16 protein-coding genes are annotated in these 17,240 nt (G+C 57.3%); 3 read left to right on the forward strand and 13 right to left on the reverse strand.

Annotated elements, in window-relative coordinates:
• Positions 1–18: 18 nt before the first annotated feature.
• The 5 genes from B3Z17_RS07305 to B3Z17_RS07320 form a co-directional block, all read right to left on the reverse strand.
• Positions 19–282, reverse strand: a complete 264-nt coding sequence (locus B3Z17_RS07305) for a DUF5676 family membrane protein (RefSeq protein ID WP_286829201.1) — start codon at positions 280–282, stop codon at positions 19–21.
• 77 nt (positions 283–359) lie between these two features.
• Positions 360–767 (reverse strand): MerR family transcriptional regulator, encoded by a 408-nt coding sequence (locus B3Z17_RS19655; RefSeq protein WP_414672769.1) that lies wholly within the window; start codon positions 765–767, stop codon positions 360–362.
• Between the two features lie 27 nt (positions 768–794).
• Positions 795–1,529 (reverse strand): hypothetical protein, encoded by a 735-nt coding sequence (locus B3Z17_RS07310; protein ID WP_286829202.1) that lies wholly within the window; start codon positions 1,527–1,529, stop codon positions 795–797.
• Positions 1,530–1,576: 47 nt separating this feature from the next.
• Positions 1,577–1,981 (reverse strand): MerR family DNA-binding protein, encoded by a 405-nt coding sequence (locus B3Z17_RS07315; RefSeq protein ID WP_286829203.1) that lies wholly within the window; start codon positions 1,979–1,981, stop codon positions 1,577–1,579.
• Between the two features lie 12 nt (positions 1,982–1,993).
• Complete coding sequence (locus B3Z17_RS07320; RefSeq protein ID WP_286829204.1) at positions 1,994–4,471, reverse strand: heavy metal translocating P-type ATPase; 2,478 nt, start codon at positions 4,469–4,471, stop codon at positions 1,994–1,996.
• Between the two features lie 182 nt (positions 4,472–4,653).
• On the opposite strand from B3Z17_RS07320, the gene B3Z17_RS07325 reads away from it, so the two are divergent.
• From B3Z17_RS07325 to B3Z17_RS07335, 3 genes are all read left to right on the forward strand, one after another.
• Positions 4,654–4,866: a DUF2933 domain-containing protein gene (locus tag B3Z17_RS07325; protein ID WP_286829205.1), complete on the forward strand. Its 213-nt coding sequence runs from the start codon at positions 4,654–4,656 to the stop codon at positions 4,864–4,866.
• A 6-nt stretch (positions 4,867–4,872) separates the two neighbouring features.
• Positions 4,873–5,508 (forward strand): methyltransferase family protein, encoded by a 636-nt coding sequence (locus tag B3Z17_RS07330; protein ID WP_286829206.1) that lies wholly within the window; start codon positions 4,873–4,875, stop codon positions 5,506–5,508.
• Positions 5,509–5,577: 69 nt separating this feature from the next.
• Positions 5,578–5,940 (forward strand): hypothetical protein, encoded by a 363-nt coding sequence (locus B3Z17_RS07335; protein WP_286829207.1) that lies wholly within the window; start codon positions 5,578–5,580, stop codon positions 5,938–5,940.
• 54 nt (positions 5,941–5,994) lie between these two features.
• Here B3Z17_RS07335 and B3Z17_RS07340 read toward each other — a convergent pair whose 3' ends face one another.
• From B3Z17_RS07340 to B3Z17_RS07375, 8 genes are read right to left on the reverse strand one after another with little or no spacing between them, the layout of a single operon-like run.
• Entirely contained in the window at positions 5,995–7,107 is a 1,113-nt protein-coding gene (locus tag B3Z17_RS07340) for an ABC transporter permease (protein WP_286829208.1), read from the reverse strand.
• 6 nt (positions 7,108–7,113) lie between these two features.
• The gene (locus tag B3Z17_RS07345; protein WP_286829209.1) at positions 7,114–8,235 is read right to left on the reverse strand and encodes an ABC transporter permease; all 1,122 of its coding nucleotides are present in this window, start codon (positions 8,233–8,235) and stop codon (positions 7,114–7,116) included.
• Positions 8,232–9,947 carry an ATP-binding cassette domain-containing protein gene (locus tag B3Z17_RS07350; RefSeq protein WP_286829210.1) on the reverse strand — a complete coding sequence of 572 codons (1,716 nt, stop codon included), beginning with the start codon at positions 9,945–9,947 and terminating at the stop codon, positions 8,232–8,234. The genes B3Z17_RS07345 and B3Z17_RS07350 overlap by 4 nt, the downstream gene beginning before the upstream one ends.
• A complete protein-coding gene (locus B3Z17_RS07355) occupies positions 9,931–10,971 on the reverse strand; it encodes an efflux RND transporter periplasmic adaptor subunit (RefSeq protein WP_286829211.1) in 1,041 nt (346 codons plus the stop codon). Before B3Z17_RS07355 ends, B3Z17_RS07350 begins: the two co-directional genes overlap by 17 nt.
• Positions 10,968–11,873, reverse strand: a complete 906-nt coding sequence (locus B3Z17_RS07360) for a ribose-phosphate pyrophosphokinase (RefSeq protein ID WP_286829212.1) — start codon at positions 11,871–11,873, stop codon at positions 10,968–10,970. Before B3Z17_RS07360 ends, B3Z17_RS07355 begins: the two co-directional genes overlap by 4 nt.
• Entirely contained in the window at positions 11,873–13,399 is a 1,527-nt protein-coding gene (locus B3Z17_RS07365; RefSeq protein WP_286829213.1) for a thymidine phosphorylase family protein, read from the reverse strand. Before B3Z17_RS07365 ends, B3Z17_RS07360 begins: the two co-directional genes overlap by 1 nt.
• A complete protein-coding gene (locus B3Z17_RS07370) occupies positions 13,396–14,754 on the reverse strand; it encodes an MBL fold metallo-hydrolase (RefSeq protein ID WP_349680309.1) in 1,359 nt (452 codons plus the stop codon). The genes B3Z17_RS07365 and B3Z17_RS07370 overlap by 4 nt, the downstream gene beginning before the upstream one ends.
• A complete protein-coding gene (locus tag B3Z17_RS07375) occupies positions 14,754–17,222 on the reverse strand; it encodes a xylulose 5-phosphate 3-epimerase (protein ID WP_286829215.1) in 2,469 nt (822 codons plus the stop codon). The genes B3Z17_RS07370 and B3Z17_RS07375 overlap by 1 nt, the downstream gene beginning before the upstream one ends.
• Positions 17,223–17,240 lie beyond the last annotated feature (18 nt).

The following is a 17,240-nucleotide window of genomic DNA, read 5'->3' on the forward strand; positions in this document are numbered from 1 at the left end:
AAGACCTGACTCGCAACCTCAAGCGCCATCCCTAAACCTGTTGTAAAAGGTGCCAAATAGCCACCCCGTTGTCCAAGCCAATACCACCCAGATTACTAGCCCAAACGCAAAACCATACAACGTGACAACCCAGCTGTAGGCTTGCATTTCCAGATGGACCATATGCCCTGTCATGGACATCATCATGCCGGGCAGCAAGACGACGAAGAGGCTGCAGACAATCCATAGAATGGCTGCCGTTGCGGCAGCCGCATTTGCCAAAGCGGTTACATTGAGTTTCATTTCGACGTTCCTTTCCCTTTAGCCTTTGGTCTCAAGCACTCCAACTGAAACAGTGACACAGGCGCGTCAGCTGCTGCCTACGGAGCGTATCCGTGCCCGAACATTTTCTCCGCAATATGCGGTCTCTTCTCACCAGTCATCAATGCGCACAACGTTATTCTCAGTCGATCTGACAAAGCCCGCCGCACCTCAAGGTCTTCAACTATCTCTTGGACAAAGGATTCATCGTCCACACTCAACGGCTTTTCTTCATCACAGATAGAAAGCAAAGTGACCAATTGACTAAGCGACAACCCCAAGGATTGAAGATTGTGCAAGAAACGAACTCGCGCAGCATCTTCCTTGCTATACATTCGATAGTTGGAGGGCTTTCTCGCAGGTGACGGAAGAAGCCCGCGCCTTTCATAGTACCGGATTGTCTCACTCGGTACACCTGAGTAGGCCGAAAAATCCGATATCTTCATTGTCTTTTCCAAAGCCAGCATCCTTTCCAGCAGCCGCCCGGCAAGCACCTAAAGCCGCCGCCTCCGTCCGAGGAGCCAGTTAAAATCCCGCCGGTAGAAGCGGAAAAACACGAGGCCCAAACCCGACAGTGTGAACAGCGATGCACTGAACGCAAAAGTCATGATCAACGGATTGTTGAAATTTTCGCGTTCGTCATAATCCATGATGTGTAGCATCCAGAAAAAATCATACAGGCGCCAAGTGGCCGAACGCCTGGCGAGCACAAGCCCCTCGGCAGGAGACACATAAATTGATGTGGTGTCTTCATCGGCGAACATGACCTGCCACACTGGAAGCGGCCCGCGATAGTCAATCGTATGCGCATCCAGAAGCGTGCTGGACGCTATCGGCACGTCTGGCTTGAAATCGGCGTCGGCGATCTGGCGTGCCACCTGCTCATCAATGGGTGACAGCAGCTCGCCGGATCCAGCATCCACCAGTGTCACTTCACCACCCATATGCACCAACCGGACGACCGGGCGCCCCAATAAGGTCTTATATGTTGCTTGCTGAATTTGACCTTTTTCTTGGCTGGCAAGGCTCCCCAAGGGCAACAGTCCCTCGACATTTGGCAGCGCTACAGGTGCATGCTCTTCGACATTATGCGTACCCCTCACCGTATCGATCGGTATCCAGCTCATGACGACGCCACCCACCGTCCAAGCCAGAACCTGAAGACCAAGAACCAGACCGATCCACTTATGGGTTTTTGCTAGAAATTTATGAAGTTGCTGCTTTTTCAAAGTTTATTCCTACTCAAAACGAGCTTTAGTATGAAAACTGGTATTGGTTAGCCACCGTACAAATGATTGATGATGCTACAGTCCTGGAGCGGCTGTTCATTGCCAGGGCAATACTCAGCCAACACTTCCAAATTCTGTTTGATCTTGCTGAGAAGAGCCAGTTTGCCATCAATCTGTGCAATCTTGGCTCTTGCTATCTTGTTCACAGTGGCGCAATCAGCCTCAGGGCTTGCAGACAGTTCCAACAGCTCTCTGATTTCCTTGAGGGTAAAACCCAGGGACTGCGCTTCCTTCACAAACTTAAGCTGCCTGACATTTTCCGATCCATACACCCGGTATCCGGCGCTGGTTCGCTCAGGCGTGGGAAGGACGTGGCACCGCTCATAATACCGTATTGTTTCAATGCCAACGCCGGTCGCATCGGCTAGTTTCCCAATTGTAAGCTGTGCCATGTCATTTCACTCCTAGAGCCGGATCGACTTAAGGCGTAGCGAATTGCTGATCACCGAAACAGAACTCAGGCTCATGGCCGCGGCCGCAAACATGGGCGAGATGAGGATACCGAACCAGGGATACAGGACACCTGCCGCAATCGGCACACCAGCGGCGTTATAGACAAGCGCAAAGAACAAGTTCTGCTTGATATTGCGCATCGTAGCTCGGGCGAGGCGCCGGGCTCTGACGATGCCGGTCAGGTCCCCTTTCACAAGGGTGAAGCCCGCACTTTCAATCGCCACATCGGCACCGGTACCCATAGCAATGCCCACATCCGCCTGCGCGAGCGCCGGTGCGTCATTGACACCGTCTCCCGCCATGGCAACTCGGTGGCCTTTTTCCTGCAGCTCCCGAATGATCCGTGCCTTGTCCTCGGGCAACACGTCCGCGCGGATATCGTCGATCCCGAGCCTTGCAGCAACGGCCCGGCCCGTGCGTACATTATCACCCGTGGCCATAATAACTGTCAGGCCTTCTGTATGCAGTGCCTTAAGAGCAGCCGGCGTGGTCTCTTTCACCGGGTCAGCCACTGACACAAGCCCCGCGATCTTGCCTTCGAGCACAACAAACATGACTGTCTCGCCTTCATCGCGGCGGGCATTGGCGATATCGGCCAAGGCCCCACCATCCAGCCCCAATTCGTCAAGAAGTTTGGCATTCCCCAGTGCGACAGATGTCCCCTCGATCACGCCTTTCACGCCCTTGCCTGTCACCGCTTCAAAATCGTCGGCAGCCACAAGCTTCAGGCCACGCTCTTCCGCGCCGGAGACAATGGCTTCCGCCAGCGGGTGCTCGGACCCGCGCTCAAGGCTTGCAGCAAAGCGAAGTACATCGTCTTCGCCATATCCTTCCTGTGGCAGCACAGCTACCAACTTGGGCTTGCCCACGGTCAGCGTACCAGTCTTGTCGACAATCAGAGTGTCAACCTTGGCGAAGCGCTCAAGCGCTTCTGCATTCTTGATCAATACGCCCGCCTGTGCGCCCCGGCCGGTAGCTGTCATAATTGACATCGGTGTTGCCAAGCCGAGCGCACATGGACATGCAATGATGAGTACAGCGACAGCCGCGACCAAGCCATATGACAACGAGGGTGCTGGACCCCAAACAGCCCATGCGATAAAGGCGAGCACGGCAATAAGAATTACCACCGGCACAAACTTGCCCGCGACAGAGTCTGCCAGTTTCTGAATCGGCGCCCGGCTCCTTTGCGCATTCGCCACCATCTCGACAATCTGCGACAGCATGGTGTCCTTGCCCACCCGCTTCGCCGTCATGATCAGGCTGCCTGTGCCGTTGATGGTGGCGCCTGTGAGCTTGTCGCCCTCAACCTTTTCAACCGGTACCGGTTCGCCGGAAATCATCGATTCGTCAACGGACGACCGCCCTTCCTGCACGATACCATCCACCGGGATCTTGTCGCCCGGTCGCACGCGCAGGCGGTCGCCAACCACAACATCTTCAAGTGGGATTTCTTCTTCCCTCCCGTCTTCACGGATCACCTGCGCCGTCTTGGCCGCCAGGTCCAGAAGCGCCTTAATGGCAGCGCCGGTGCGTTCCCGGGCGCCCAGCTCCATAACTTGACCAAGCAGAACGAGGGTCACAATCACGGCGCCCGCTTCGAAATAGACACCCACATGGCCTTCCTGATCTCGGAACCCGTCCGGGAAAATGCCGGGCGCCAGCACCGCGACAACGCTGAAAAGATAGGCCGCACCGGTCCCCAATCCGATCAGTGTGAACATATTGAGGTTACCGGTAACAACTGATTGAACCCCACGAACAAAGAAAGGCCAACCGGCCCACAAGATCACGGGGGTACCAAGGGCTAACTCAATCCACAGCGTCAGACGTTCGCCAAAGATTTCACGAATGCCACCAAGGCCGACATAGGGGCCCATGGATAGCACCAGAAGCGGTACCGTGAAAATTGCCCCAAACCAGAAACGGCGTTTGAAATCCACCAGCTCCGGATTTGGGCCTTCGTCTCCCGTGGGCACACCCATGGGCTCGAGCGCCATACCGCAAATTGGGCAGGTTCCCGGCCCCACCTGTTGGATTTCAGGATGCATTGGGCAAGTATATATCGTGCCTTCCGGCATCGTCTCTGGGTCCGGTCTGTCGCCAAGATATTGGGCAGGGTCGGCTACGAACTTCTGCTCGCACTTTTCCGAACAGAAATAGTAGCTAATGCCCTCATGCTTCTGGATATGGGTCGCTGCACCCCGGTCCACAGTCATGCCGCAAACAGGGTCTTTGGCTGTTGCATATGTATCAGGATCTGCTTCGAAATTTGCTTTGCAATTGTCGCTGCAGAAATAATAGTCATGCCCAGCATGGCTGACCTTGCGCTCGCTTGTCGACGGGTCGACTGACATGCCGCAAACAGGGTCATGGACTGCAGGTTTGCCATTGCTGGCATGGTGGTGATGGTCGTGGTGCTCACACATGGGCGAAACTCCTGATCAACTGTAGATTCGCCGGAAGCCTAAAGCTTCTAGTAAGGGCAAGGTCAATAGGCTTTCTGTATTTTTTTGACCCTCTGAAAATATAATGCGCCTGAAGAATTCCTGCCTTGACCTTCCTGTAACTGGAAGCCCTAAGCTCGTGCCAAACCTTTCGGAGGGCGACCATGAAAAATTCTCCAGGCTTCTTTAAAACACGGATCGGTTTCGTGTTCATCGTGTTCCTAGCAATCGCTGGTTTGATGTTAGTTTATGAACATAGGGCTCATATAACACTCGGTGGCAATGCACCGTTACTGCTGTTGTTGCTGCTTTGCGTAGGAATGCATCTGTTCATGCATGGGGGCCATTCCCACCATGACCACAAGGATGAGGAGTAAGGCACCATGGATCATTCATCGTCCTATGGCTTGTGGAGCCTTGTGATCCTGAACTCGGCCATTTTCATCTTCTTTGCTTTCAGCTTCACAAAACCAAAGACGAAAACTGACTGGCGTTCCTTCGGCGTTTTCAGCGCTTTCATAGTCGCCCTTTTTACTGAGATGTATGGCGTGCCACTGACCATCTATTTCCTGTCGGGATGGTTGCAAAGTCAATTTCCCAATGTGGACTGGTTCGCGCACGATTCCGGCCACCTGCTGGAGATGATGTTCGGCTGGAAAGCCAACCCCCACTTCGGGCCATTCCATATTCTGAGTATGGTCTTCATCGCTGGCGGCTTCTGGCTTCTGGCAGCCGCTTGGAACGTCCTCTATCGAGCTCAAAAAACAGGAACGCTGGCAACGAGCGGCCCCTACGCCCGCATGCGCCACCCGCAATATGTTGCATTTGTCCTGATCATGTTCGGGTTCCTCCTGCAGTGGCCCACCATCCTGACGCTCGCGATGTTCCCTATCCTGCTTGTTGTCTATTGGCGGCTGTCGATCGCGGAGGAACATCAAGCGGAAAAGGATTTCGGCGACACCTTCTCACGGTACGCCGAGCACACACCACGCTTTTTCCCGAAGCTGACAGGCGCCTGATCCTCTGCCGCATCAATCCCAGCATTTGGAATTTCCATACAGACCACAATCAATCCTCAGGAGGTTTTCATGAAAAGCAAATCCATCGTCACCACATTGGCAACTGCCGCTATCGGCTTGTCGCTCACGATGCCCGTCTATGCCCACGACGATGATCATAAGGAGGGTCACAAAGACAAGACAGGCCATATGATGATGAAAGACGGCATGATGATGCGGGATATGATGCGCAAGCATATGAAGGCCTGCATGACCGAGAAAATGGAAATGGATCATGAGACCGACCCAGCCAAAATCCGCAACAACATGATGATGCAAATGGAAGAGTGCATGTCGATGATGCCCATGGATAAAGGGATGAAAAAGGGCATGGACAAAGACGACATGAAACAGGAAGCCGAGAAGAAAAAAGAGCACGATCATAACCACTGATCGGCTGGTCCCTCTCCTTTATGCGGTGTGTCGCCCTGGCACACCGCATTGGCATCAGGAGAGCTTGCGCCGGAACATCCAGGCACCGGCCGACAAGGTGACAAAGGCGATGCCCAGCATCGGCCACATATGGCCAACCACATCACCTGCCGGCACCGCTTTCAGGAAAACACCTCGGCAGATCGCGATAAAATGCGTCACCGGATTGGTTTGCGCCACGGTTTGCAGCCAGTCGGGCATGTTTTCCACAGGCGTCGCATAGCCGGACAACAGAACGGCAGGCACCATATACATGAAAATGCCGATGATCGCCTGCTGCTGCGTGGAGGCGAGCGATGAGATGAACAGCCCGATACCGATGATGGCCGCGAGATAAAGCGTCATGGCGGCAAAAAGCAAAAGCACCGAACCTTCGAACGGCACGCCCAAAACGAGGATACTCAAGATCAGCATCGCAAGCGCGCTTGTCATGGCGATGATCAGCGCGGGAATGGTCTTCCCAACCAAAATCTCAAACGGCCGCAGCGGCGATACCAGCAACTGCTCGAAACTGCCCAGCTCGCGCTCCCGCGCGACCGAAAAAGCCGACACCATAAAGCCCACCGTGGCAATAAGCCCCGCAAACAGCCCCGGCGTGCCCGACCAGATGGAGTCGAAATTCGGGTTGAAGTAGGTTCGGGAGACAATCTCGCTGGGCGGGTTCCCGTTCCTCGGCGCTCGCGCCTCCACCTCCGCATTGAAAGTGGCAACAATTTCCCCGGCATAGCCCGCCAGAATCTGCGCAACGTTCGACCGACGGCCATCCAGAATGATCTGCACATTTGCTGTCTCACCCCGTGCGAGCCGTTTGGAAAAGTCAGGCTGGATGTGAAGGACCATCAATGCCGCCTGGCTTTCGATAACTTCACCGATGTCGCTGTCGCTTTCCAGGTAGGTAATCTTCGTGAAGGTCGGTGCCCCAACAAAGCGCGACACCAGTTCGCGGGATTCAATGCCCTGATCCTGATTGAAAACCGCAAGCGACACATTCTTAACCTCTTGCGTCAGCGCGAAAGCATAGATGAGCAACAGGAACGGCGGCGCCACGAGTAGCAGGAAACGGGTTTGCCGGTCCTGGATATTGGCCCACAGTTCCTTCTTGATCAGCGCATAAAGCCGGGTCCACATGGGTGCCTACTCCAAATCCGTTCGGGTTTTCCTGACTGCTGCCATGAAAAACACCAGCCCGATCAGCGCCAGCACCAGCGTATCAGTCACGATCACACCGCCCGCGTCCCCGGCCAGAAACAGCGTCTGAAGTGTTGAGACAAAATATTTGGCCGGTACGATATAGCTGACCCACTGAAGCGGCGCAGGCATGCTGTCGATCTCAAACACAAAGTTCGAAAAGTAAAAGGCCGGAAGGAAGGCTGACAGAATGGAAATCTGGGCCGCGATCAGCTGACTTCGTGAGATAGTCGAGATCAACAGCCCCATGCCAAGCGACGTCCACATGAACACGGCGGATGTCAGCCCCAACACCCAAAAAGACCCACGAAACGGCACGTCAAAAAGCCAGATGGCGACGCCAACCGACAGGACCATGGACACCATGCCCAACAGAAAATAAGGCGCAAGTTTCCCAAGAAGCAGTTCCCACCGGCCTATAGGCGTGGTCAACAGCGCCTCCATCGTTCCGCGCTCCCATTCCCGCGCCACCACAAGGGCAGTCAGCAATGCGCCGATCATGGTCATGATGATCGCCACGGACCCGGGCACCAGATAATTTTTGCTGGAGGCTTCCGGATTGTACCACAGACGCGACACAAGGCTTACGGGCGGCGCATAGTCGATGCCGTTGCTGGATAGTTCCTGGCTAAGCCAGGAGGCCCACAGGGCCTGAACATAGCCACGGATCAGCTCGGCCGTATTGGCATCCGTCCCGTCAACAAGAACTTGAATGGGTGCCGTATCCCGGCGAAAGGCGCGGCGGGAGAAATCAGCGCGTAGCACCACAATACCTTTCAGATCGCCCGACACCAGTTTGCTTTCCAGGTCCCGCACATCGCGGCCTGTTTCGACACGGAAGTAGCTGGATGTCACCAGCGAGGCCGTAAAGCTGCCGGTCTCGGGCGTGGGCTGTTCAACCACAAGGCCAATCTCATAGTGGCGCGGGTCGAACGTGACGCCGTACCCGAACAGGAACAGCAGGGTCAGCGGCAGAAAGACGGCAATGATCAGGCTGCTGGGGTCTCTTAATATCTGCCTGCTTTCCTTGCGGGCCAGTCCATATATGCGTCCCGTATTGAACCTCATGCCGCCGCCTCCTGTTTCGCCACCAGGGCAACAAAAGCGTCCTCCAGTGTGGGGTTGGGCACACCGGGTGCGCGCACTTCAGATTTCAGCGCATCGGGGGCGCCTGAGGCGATGATCCGGCCTTTGTTGATCAGGGCCACCTGATCACAATATTCGGCTTCGTGCAGAAAGTGGGTGGTCACAATGATGGTGACACCCCGGCTGACCATGGCGTTGATATGGCCCCAAAACTCTCGGCGTGTCTTCGGGTCCACCCCGGATGTCGGTTCATCAAGGAACAGGATATCCGGCTCGTGCATCACTGCACAGGCGAGCGCCAGACGGCGTTTGAACCCAAGGGACAGTTCGCCCGCTCGGCTCCCGTGGTGGGCCATAAGTCCAAAAATATCACTTACGCGGTCGATGGCATGACGGGCGCTTTTCCCCTTCAGCCCATAGATGCCCGCAAAGAAGCTCAGGTTCTGAAACACACTCAGGTCGCCATAGAGGGCAAACCCCTGCGCCATATAGCCAATTCGGCCACGCACCATGCTCGGCGCCTTCCGGAGGTCCAGCCCTGCGACCGAAGCATTGCCCGCGCTTGGCTTCAAAAGCCCACACAGCATTTTGAAGGTGGTGGATTTCCCTGCGCCGTTCGGTCCGATCAAGCCAAAAACCTCACCCCGATCGACAGAAAAGCTGACCCTGTCCGCCGCCACAAATTCGCCAAACTTGCGCGTCAGCCCATCGGCCCGGATCGAGACATCGCTACCGTTCCGAGCCACTTCAGCCATATCCGCGAAAGGCGAGGCACTGAGACGCGCGCCACCGAGCAAGGCGATGAAGGCATCTTCAAATCTCGGCTCAACAGGCACGATATCGACGTCATCTTCAATGCCCAGCGAGCGCGGTGTCGGCCTCTCAGCCCCCACCCCCATAAGGAAGCGAACCTCGTGCCCTTCGATCGTCGTGTCAAGCACGCCGTCCTGCTGCATGATCTTGGCCAACGTCCTGCGCTGACCCGACACAAGGCCGCGCACAGCATAGGTTTGGCCTGCCATGCGGTCAGTCGCCACAGCAGGCGGCCCGCAATATAAAACCCGGCCGCTTTCCAGCAACAGTACAGACGAACAGCGCGCCGCCTCATCCAGATAGGCGGTGCTCCACACGACCGCCATGCCCTGGCCCGCCAGTTCCTGCGTCATCGCCCATAGTTCCCGCCGCGAGATCGGATCCACGCCCACGCTTGGCTCATCCAGCAGCAGGATCTTGGGTGTTCGGATGAGTGCACACGCGAGGCCAAGTTTCTGCTTCATGCCACCTGAAAGCCGCCCGGCGAGCCGTGCTGTGAATGGGCCTAGCCCGGTAAAATGCAAAAGCGTTTCAAAGCGCGCCGGTCTTTCCGCTGTGGGCAGTGACCGCAAATCGGCATAAAGTTGCAGGTTTTCCATGACCGTCAGGTCTTCATACAGGCCGAAATGCTGCGGCATATAAGCCAGGTGGTCACGCCCCCCGCCGCCGTCGCGGCTATCCTTGCCATCAACCAGAATGCGCCCTTCATCGGGGTTAAGAAGCCCTGCCATCATCCGAAGCAAGGTGGTTTTGCCCGCGCCGTCGGGGCCAACAATACCCGTTATCTCGCCGGGCATCAGGCTGGCGGATATGTCCGTGATCGCCGCGCGACAGCTGCCAAAGCTTTTGCTGACTGCCTGTATGTCAATCAGCGGCTGCACCGGCCACAGCCCCTTTCGGCACAAGAACCACGGTCACCGGCATACCCTGCCGCAAACCGTCGTCATCACTGTCCACAATCACCCGTACACGATAGACAAGGCGCGTACGCAATTCCCTGGTTTCCACTGTCTTCGGCGTGAATTCCGCGACAGGTGAGATGAAACCGACCTGGCCTTCAAATGTGCCCCCGGAATCCGTCTGCACGGTTGCTTTCATACCGGGCGAGACGAACCCAAGTTGCGGTTCTTCTACATAGGTCCGAACCCAGACCGGCGACTTCAGGCTCAGGTTCAGGATAGGCTCCCCCGCCTGAATGATGGCGCTTGGCTCCCGTACGCGGGTCAGGATGGTGCCTTCGTTGGGAGCAAAGAGGTCCGTGTCTGCCAGCCGACGCTGGGCGAGCGACAGTGCTGCCGCGTCCGCCGTGTGAGCGGCCCGGGCGCGCTCGATTTCCTCATCCCTCGGCCCAGCTTTCACAAGATTGAGCGTCTCGAAGGCCGACTGAAGGCGGGCCTCGGCCTCGAGTAGCGCGGCTTCGGCATCTTCGTGCGCCTGATGTGCTGTAAAGCCTTCTTCCGCGAGCTCAGCTCGCCGTTTCACAGTGCGTCTTGCATTCTGAACCGTAGCCCGCCGTTCCTCAACAAGGGCCTCGGCCTGGGCAATTTCTTGTGGTCGGGCGCCGTTTTCAAGCTGATTGAGAGCAGCCGCACTGGCATCAAACCGGGCCTGTGCCAGCGCGACGTCATCGACAAAATCGGGCTTTTCGAGGGATGCCAATTTCTGGCCAGGCATCACCCGGTCCCCTTCTTCGACCAGCAGTTGGTCCACCCGACCCGAAACCTTGAAGCCTAGATTGACCTGCCGCACATCCACATTGCCATAAAGCATGATCTGTTCGGGTACACAGACTGCTGGCGCACCACCAGCCGCGCAGACACTGTCATCTTGCTGCCAAAACCACGCCGCCGCGGCAAGGGCAGCTACAATCGCACCTATTGCGATATATCGACTTGTCTGGTTCATGATACCCCCTGTTTGGTGCTAAGAAGCGCCTGTATTCCACTGGCGATCAGACCGGTCAGGTCAATTGCGTTTGTCGAATGCGGCACAGCGTTACAGGTAATGATCCGGCTCGCCCCACTATTCTTCAGTGCCTCATACCCGTCACCCGCGAAGATGGCATGCACACCGATGCATACTGGCGGTTTCATTCCAGCATTCTTCAAATGGGAGATCGTTTCGATCATTGTCCGTGCCGTGGAAATGATATCATCTACCAGCACCGGCGTTCTGTCGTGCCACCGGTCTGCGTGCGGCACACTAACCTCCACATCGCGGTCTCCATGCCTGACTTTCGTAAGCACGATGAAAGGCATGTCGGCGACCTCGGCCACGGCCTTCACCCACTGTTCGCTTTCACCATCAGGCCCCACAAGAAGGGCGTCCGGCACATTATGGGCTATCCAGTCACCGATAACCGGTGCCGCATGAAGCGCACTGGCTGGAATGGAATAAATCTCAGAGAGGCTCTTGCGCCGGTGCAAATGCGGATCGACCGTAATCATCCAGTCCAGCGCGTTATTGACCAGTTTGGCGAAGGAAGCGGAGGTAATCGCTTCACCCTCGTGGAACCTTTTGTCCTGGCGCATATAAGCCAGATAGGGCGCCACCAGCCCCACATCTTCAGCGCCAAGATCATGCATAAGATCAGCAGCGAAGAGCAGCGGTAATGCCGAACGATCAGGCCGCGCAAGATCCGCGACCAATACCACCCTTTGGCCCCGACACGGCGTATGGGCCCGCACATATATTTCACCATCAGGGAACTGGTGCACTTCCAGGCTGCCAACCTTGGCCTGCGCCCTGTGGGCCAAATCTTTTGCCAATGCTTCCGCGCCTGGCAAGGCATAATAGATAAAGCTCATCAGTTGACCTCCACGGCAATAATATCTGGGTTTTGGTCCACATAGGCCTGCGCGTAAGCAAGCTCACCCGTGGATTCTGCATGCATCTCATAGAGCAGCGCGCCAGCTTCTACGCTGTCGCCCACACGCACCCTCATCAGCACTCCTGCGGCTTTGGCATCTGGGGCGCCCAGCAGCTTTGCCACTTGGGCGATACGGCGATTGTCGATACGCGACACCCTCCCGCTTTTCGCCGCCTCAACCGTCCGCCGGTGCTGTGCGACAGGCGGCTCGGCCAGACCACCTTGAGCCATGCAAATGGCTTCAAACTTCTTGAAAGCACGTCCGTCGTCCAAAGTGGTAATGGCGCGTGCGATACCCTCGCCCGCGTCCACACAGCCCGCCATTTCAAGCAGGCATCCGGCAAGGGTGATGGCGCGGTCTCGCAGGTCCTCTGGCGCGTCCCTCTCGCACCTGAGAACAGACAGCACATCCCGCGCCTCAAGGGCCGGGCCGATACCACGCCCCACTGGTTCGGCCCCATCACTTAGAACCGCTTGCGCTTTCAGGCCAAAAGCCGCCGCGGCATCCAGAAGGCTGGCCTTCAGTTTCTCCGCAGCCTGAAGGGACCGCACCTTGGCCGTCGGCCCATAAGGGATATCAAGGACAAGATGGGTGGCCCCGGCGGCGATCTTTTTCGAGAGCACCGAGGCAACAAGTTGACCGTCGCTATCGATATCAAGCGCGCGTTCGATACGGATCAGCAGGTCGTCAGCCGGACTGAGACGCACCGCCCCACCCCAAGCAAGGCAAGCACCTTCGCTTTCCACCACCCGCCGGATGGCTGCAAGGTCAAGATCAACCTTGGTCAGCACCTCCATCGTATCCGCCGTACCAGCGGGCGAGGTGATGGCGCGCGACGATGTCTTCGGCATCAGGAGGCCGTTCGCCGCCACAACGGAAACAACGATCGGCGTGGTCCGGTTACCCGGCAGACCGCCGATGCAATGCTTGTCCACCACTGGCGTGCGCGGCCATTCCAGCCTGTCGCCCACGTCAACCATGGCCTTGGTCAGCGCGATGCGCTCTGCCTCATCCAGATCGCGGGCGGAGCATGCCGTGATGAAGGCGGCGGTTTCCACATCGGAATAGCGTCCTTCGGTCAGGTCACGAACGATGGTTGACAGGTCATCGCCCTCAAAGGCGCGGCCATAAATCTTGCCCCTGACTTTCCTGAGCGATTCCAGAAGTGCCGGGTGGGACAGCGAGATGCAATCCCCTTCGCTTGCGCCGAGCAACGCCCAGGCCCGCTCAGACAGGCTTGCCTCGCCGTCGGCCAACAGGTCGGTGCTAATATGATGGACCGTCGCGATGATGAACCTGTCGCCCAGGTCCACACGGACTCGCGCCTGCGCGCTGAAGCCCTCGGCCCGACAAACGGCACAGTCTTCACGCATATAGATGATATGATCAGAGCGGCTGTTGATGCCAAGCCGCTTGAGCCGGATACCCAGATGGCACGCCCCTTCTTCCCCCGAGGTGGTCATGGCAGCTCAACCTCCTGCCCCAGTTCCGGGATTTCGCAGTGCCAGCCGAGCTCATCCCTTATTCGGGCGGCAAGCGCCGCCGACGCCTCGGGTTCGCCGTGGGTGACAAAGGTTGTTTTGGGCGGGTGTTTGAAGCCGGAAAGCCATTCAAGGATCTCGTCACTGTCTGCGTGCGCCGACAAGGCATCAAGATTTTCAACCTGCGCATTGACCGGAATGTAGGACCCATGGATCTTGATCTGACGTGCGCCTTCAACCATGGCCCGGCCGCGCGTTCCAGCTGCCTGAAACCCAGTGAACAGGATCGTATTCCGCCTGTCCGCCGCATAATGCTTGAGATGGTGCAAAATCCGCCCCCCTGTTGCCATGCCGCTCGCGGAAATAATAATCGCAGGCATCGCGAGATATGTCAGCTTCTTCGACTCTTCGACCTTGCGGGTATATTTGGCGACCGAGCAGGCTGTTTTACATTCCGCGTCAGATAGCCGGTGAACCGCCCGGTTTTCGCAATAGATATGGCTGGCATTGATCGCCATGGGGCTATCGAGGAACACGGGCAGGTCCGGTATCCGGCCCGCCTTCTTCAGCCGCGAAATTTGATAGAGGAGCGACTGGGTCCGCCCCACAGCGAAGGCTGGTACGATCACCGAACCTCCCCGCGCCGCCGTGCTGGAAATAATGTCAGCAAGCCTTGCTTCCACGTCCAGGGCCTCATGCTTGCGGTTCCCGTACGTTGATTCCACCACCAGATAGTCGGCATGGTCTATCTGGGTTGGTCGCAGCATAACGGGGTCCTCCATACGTCCCAGATCGCCTGAGAAAACAATGGTACGCCCTTCCATCTGCACTGTGATGGTGGACGCCCCCAGAATATGTCCCGCTGTGCGGAAGGTTGCCTCAATGCCATTCTGCACATGCATCGGGTGATCAAACGCTTGTGGCCGCAAGAGCCCGATCGCCTTCTCTGCATCCTCGCTTGTGTAAAGCGGGCGCGCCGGCTTGTGTTTGGAGAAGCCGTAACGGTTTGCGAACTCCGCATCCTTTTCCTGCAGGTAGGCGCTGTCGCGCAGCAGGATGTCGCACAACTCGGCCGTTGCGCCGGTGCAATAGACCGGGCCCTTGAAACCCTCTTTCGCCAACAGCGGCAGATAGCCGGAATGGTCAAGGTGCGCATGGGTCAACAAAACCGCGTCGATGGTCGAGGGAGCGACCTCAAGCGGCGCCCAGTTCTTCAGGCGCAAATACTTGAGCCCCTGGAAAAGGCCACAATCCACCATGATTTTGGAGTCCGCCCCGGACAGGAGATATTTGGACCCTGTAACGGTGCCCGCCGCCCCCATGAATGCCAGTTTCATCATTGGATATCTCCTCTCTCATTGCGCCATAGTGGCTCTGGGTCCGCCTTCCCGTGGATCGCTGCAATTTCACCTTCACTCAGAAATTGGGCTGGATCGACCTGTAACCCCTTCGCGACCTTCTCAAGTGCGTGGGCCCATGTGCAGCCGTTCGCGAACAGCATGCCATTTTCATCAAGCGTGCCGCCACGGTTGGCATACCCAAGAACAAATGTCTTTCCCGGTCCCGTATCAAGCGGTCGGGTCGTTCCCAGAAACGGGGCGGCCCGCATGTGCGTGAGCATCACCCGAATGTCTGCTGCGTCTGGAAACAGCTCACCACGAATACTGTCTGCTGCCACCATCGCCGCTTCGCGTTCGTCGCGTGGCTCTCGGAATCTGCCGGGTTCCAACAGATACACCAGACCATGGGCGACACCGCGTTCATCAAGTCGCCCGGAGGCCTTCAATGCTTCCGCCAATTGATAGGCACCGCAGGCGACCAGAATAACCTTTTCATCAGGCCCACCATGTCCCTTCAGCCTGACTGCCCCTTCGGCAACCAGTTGCTGCGCCTGCTCTGGCGTAAAGAAGGTCGGTTGCGCCCTTTTGGGTGTCACGAGGGACCAGATGGTTCCCTTGCTTTCATAAACCGCCCGAAGGCTGGTTTGGGCGCTGTTCCAATCGGCAGGGAACAAGACGCGGGACACATCCGACATCTCACCCAACAGGGCTTCACACAAAGTTGGGTCCTGGTGCGATTGTTCGTTCTTGCCGTTTTCCCAAGTGTGGGATGTCAACAAGATCGGCACGCCAAGCCAACCAGGTTCCTGCCCCGCAACCCTTCGGTGCCGCGCGAAGATGATTTCCTGCCTGAGCGCGCCCAGCATTTTGACGGCAAAGGCTTCATACGAGCAGACGAGGTTGAGGCCGCCCTTGTTCCCAAGCGCCGCGCAAACAACGGCTTCTTCATTGAGGGCCGTCACAACAGCACCATCAACGGCTTCGGCCACACCTTCCTCCGGAGCCGTAACCCTGTGCTTGAGGAGGTCCAGCGTCGCATTCATCTTGTTGCTGCGCATTTCATCGGGATTGCCCACACGTGGCCTCAGCCCGGGGTTGGACCGAACCATGCTGCAGAAATACTCATCAATGCCAGCCATGGGGGAGCAGGTCTGCTCATCGCCAACGTTCTTCCACGTCGGCTCCGGCAGAACAGTGTCCGGCAGCTTGCGCGATACCAGTGGATGGTCTCGCTCCATTGGGCGACCCTGCGCTTCATGCTGGTTCAATAACTGAACCGCCTCTGCCAAGGCGTCCTTGGGCACAAAGAGCGCCTTTGCCCCTTCATTGAAGGCCGCCCTCGCTGCGTCGTTAGCATGGGGATTTTCGACCAGTGGCAGATTATGAGCCGCATTGGTGCCCGCACCTGGAAAACCGAAACCCTTTTCCGTTTCCGCGATGCCATAATGAAGCGGCACAGGATACTGTCCCGTGCCCTTTTTACAGGCGCTCGCACAAGCTGACAGCCGAGCCTCGATTTCAAAAATGGCCCACGCAAAGGCCGCCGGGTCCCGCCCATCCAGATCGATGGGGTCAAATCCATTCAGGCGAAGATGGTCGCGAAACCAGTCAACGCCGCCGCTTTGGGCCATGGTTGACCGTTGGTCAATCCGGCGACCGTTGGCGATCATGATCGGGGCAACCAGCCCACTGTCTTCGGCCCGCCACCACCGGGCCGCCCAGTCGCTGCCCCTTTGCTCTTCGAATGCGCCGTCGCTCAGGAATGCCACCAGCTTTTCGCCCGGCAAAGGCATGTGGGGATACAGTAGTTCTGCAAACCCCAGATAGCCGCCTTCGATCATGCCGCCTCCAGTGTGCGGATTGACATGGCTGCCAAGAGGCGACAGCGGGTACCCGTCATGCCCAACACCATAAGAGTAGAAATCCTGCGCGAACCGTGTCGCCCCGTCATCCGTCCAGTCGTATCGCCTAGCCTGCTCGGGGGACATATTGTCGGTGATCAGATTGGTCGCATCGATCGCCGCCACACAGTGCCCCTGGCCCATCAGCCAGGACCTGGTTTCACCACTGAGTGCATTTGCAAGCAAATAGCCCACATATCCGATCGCGATATTGAGCGAACCGCCAGTGTGGCCTTGGGGTTCCGCTTTGAAATCGCTCGCCTCCATCGTACGACCATCAGTATAGACGCGGCCGGCGTAGGTCATATGCGCAACCATCCACATGGCCGCGCTTGCCACCTTGTCCGCAGCCGTCAGCCGCGCATATCCCTCGGTTGCACTTAGCAAACTTCCATTTTCCACCAACATCATCACCATGTCGTGGATACGCACCTGGGTCAGGTCGTCGTGGCGGATAACACCGTAGCCCGCCGCCCATGCGGCGAACGCCTCGTTGTTGGCGCGGAAGGCTTCGGCACGGGCCCGAATCCTGTGTCGTTCGTGGGCGGGAAATTGCGCTAACATGATTACACTCCATTCTTT

The sequence above is a fragment of the Kordiimonas sp. UBA4487 genome (assembly GCF_002389025.1).
Classification (GTDB): Bacteria; Pseudomonadota; Alphaproteobacteria; order Sphingomonadales; family Kordiimonadaceae; genus Kordiimonas; species Kordiimonas lacus.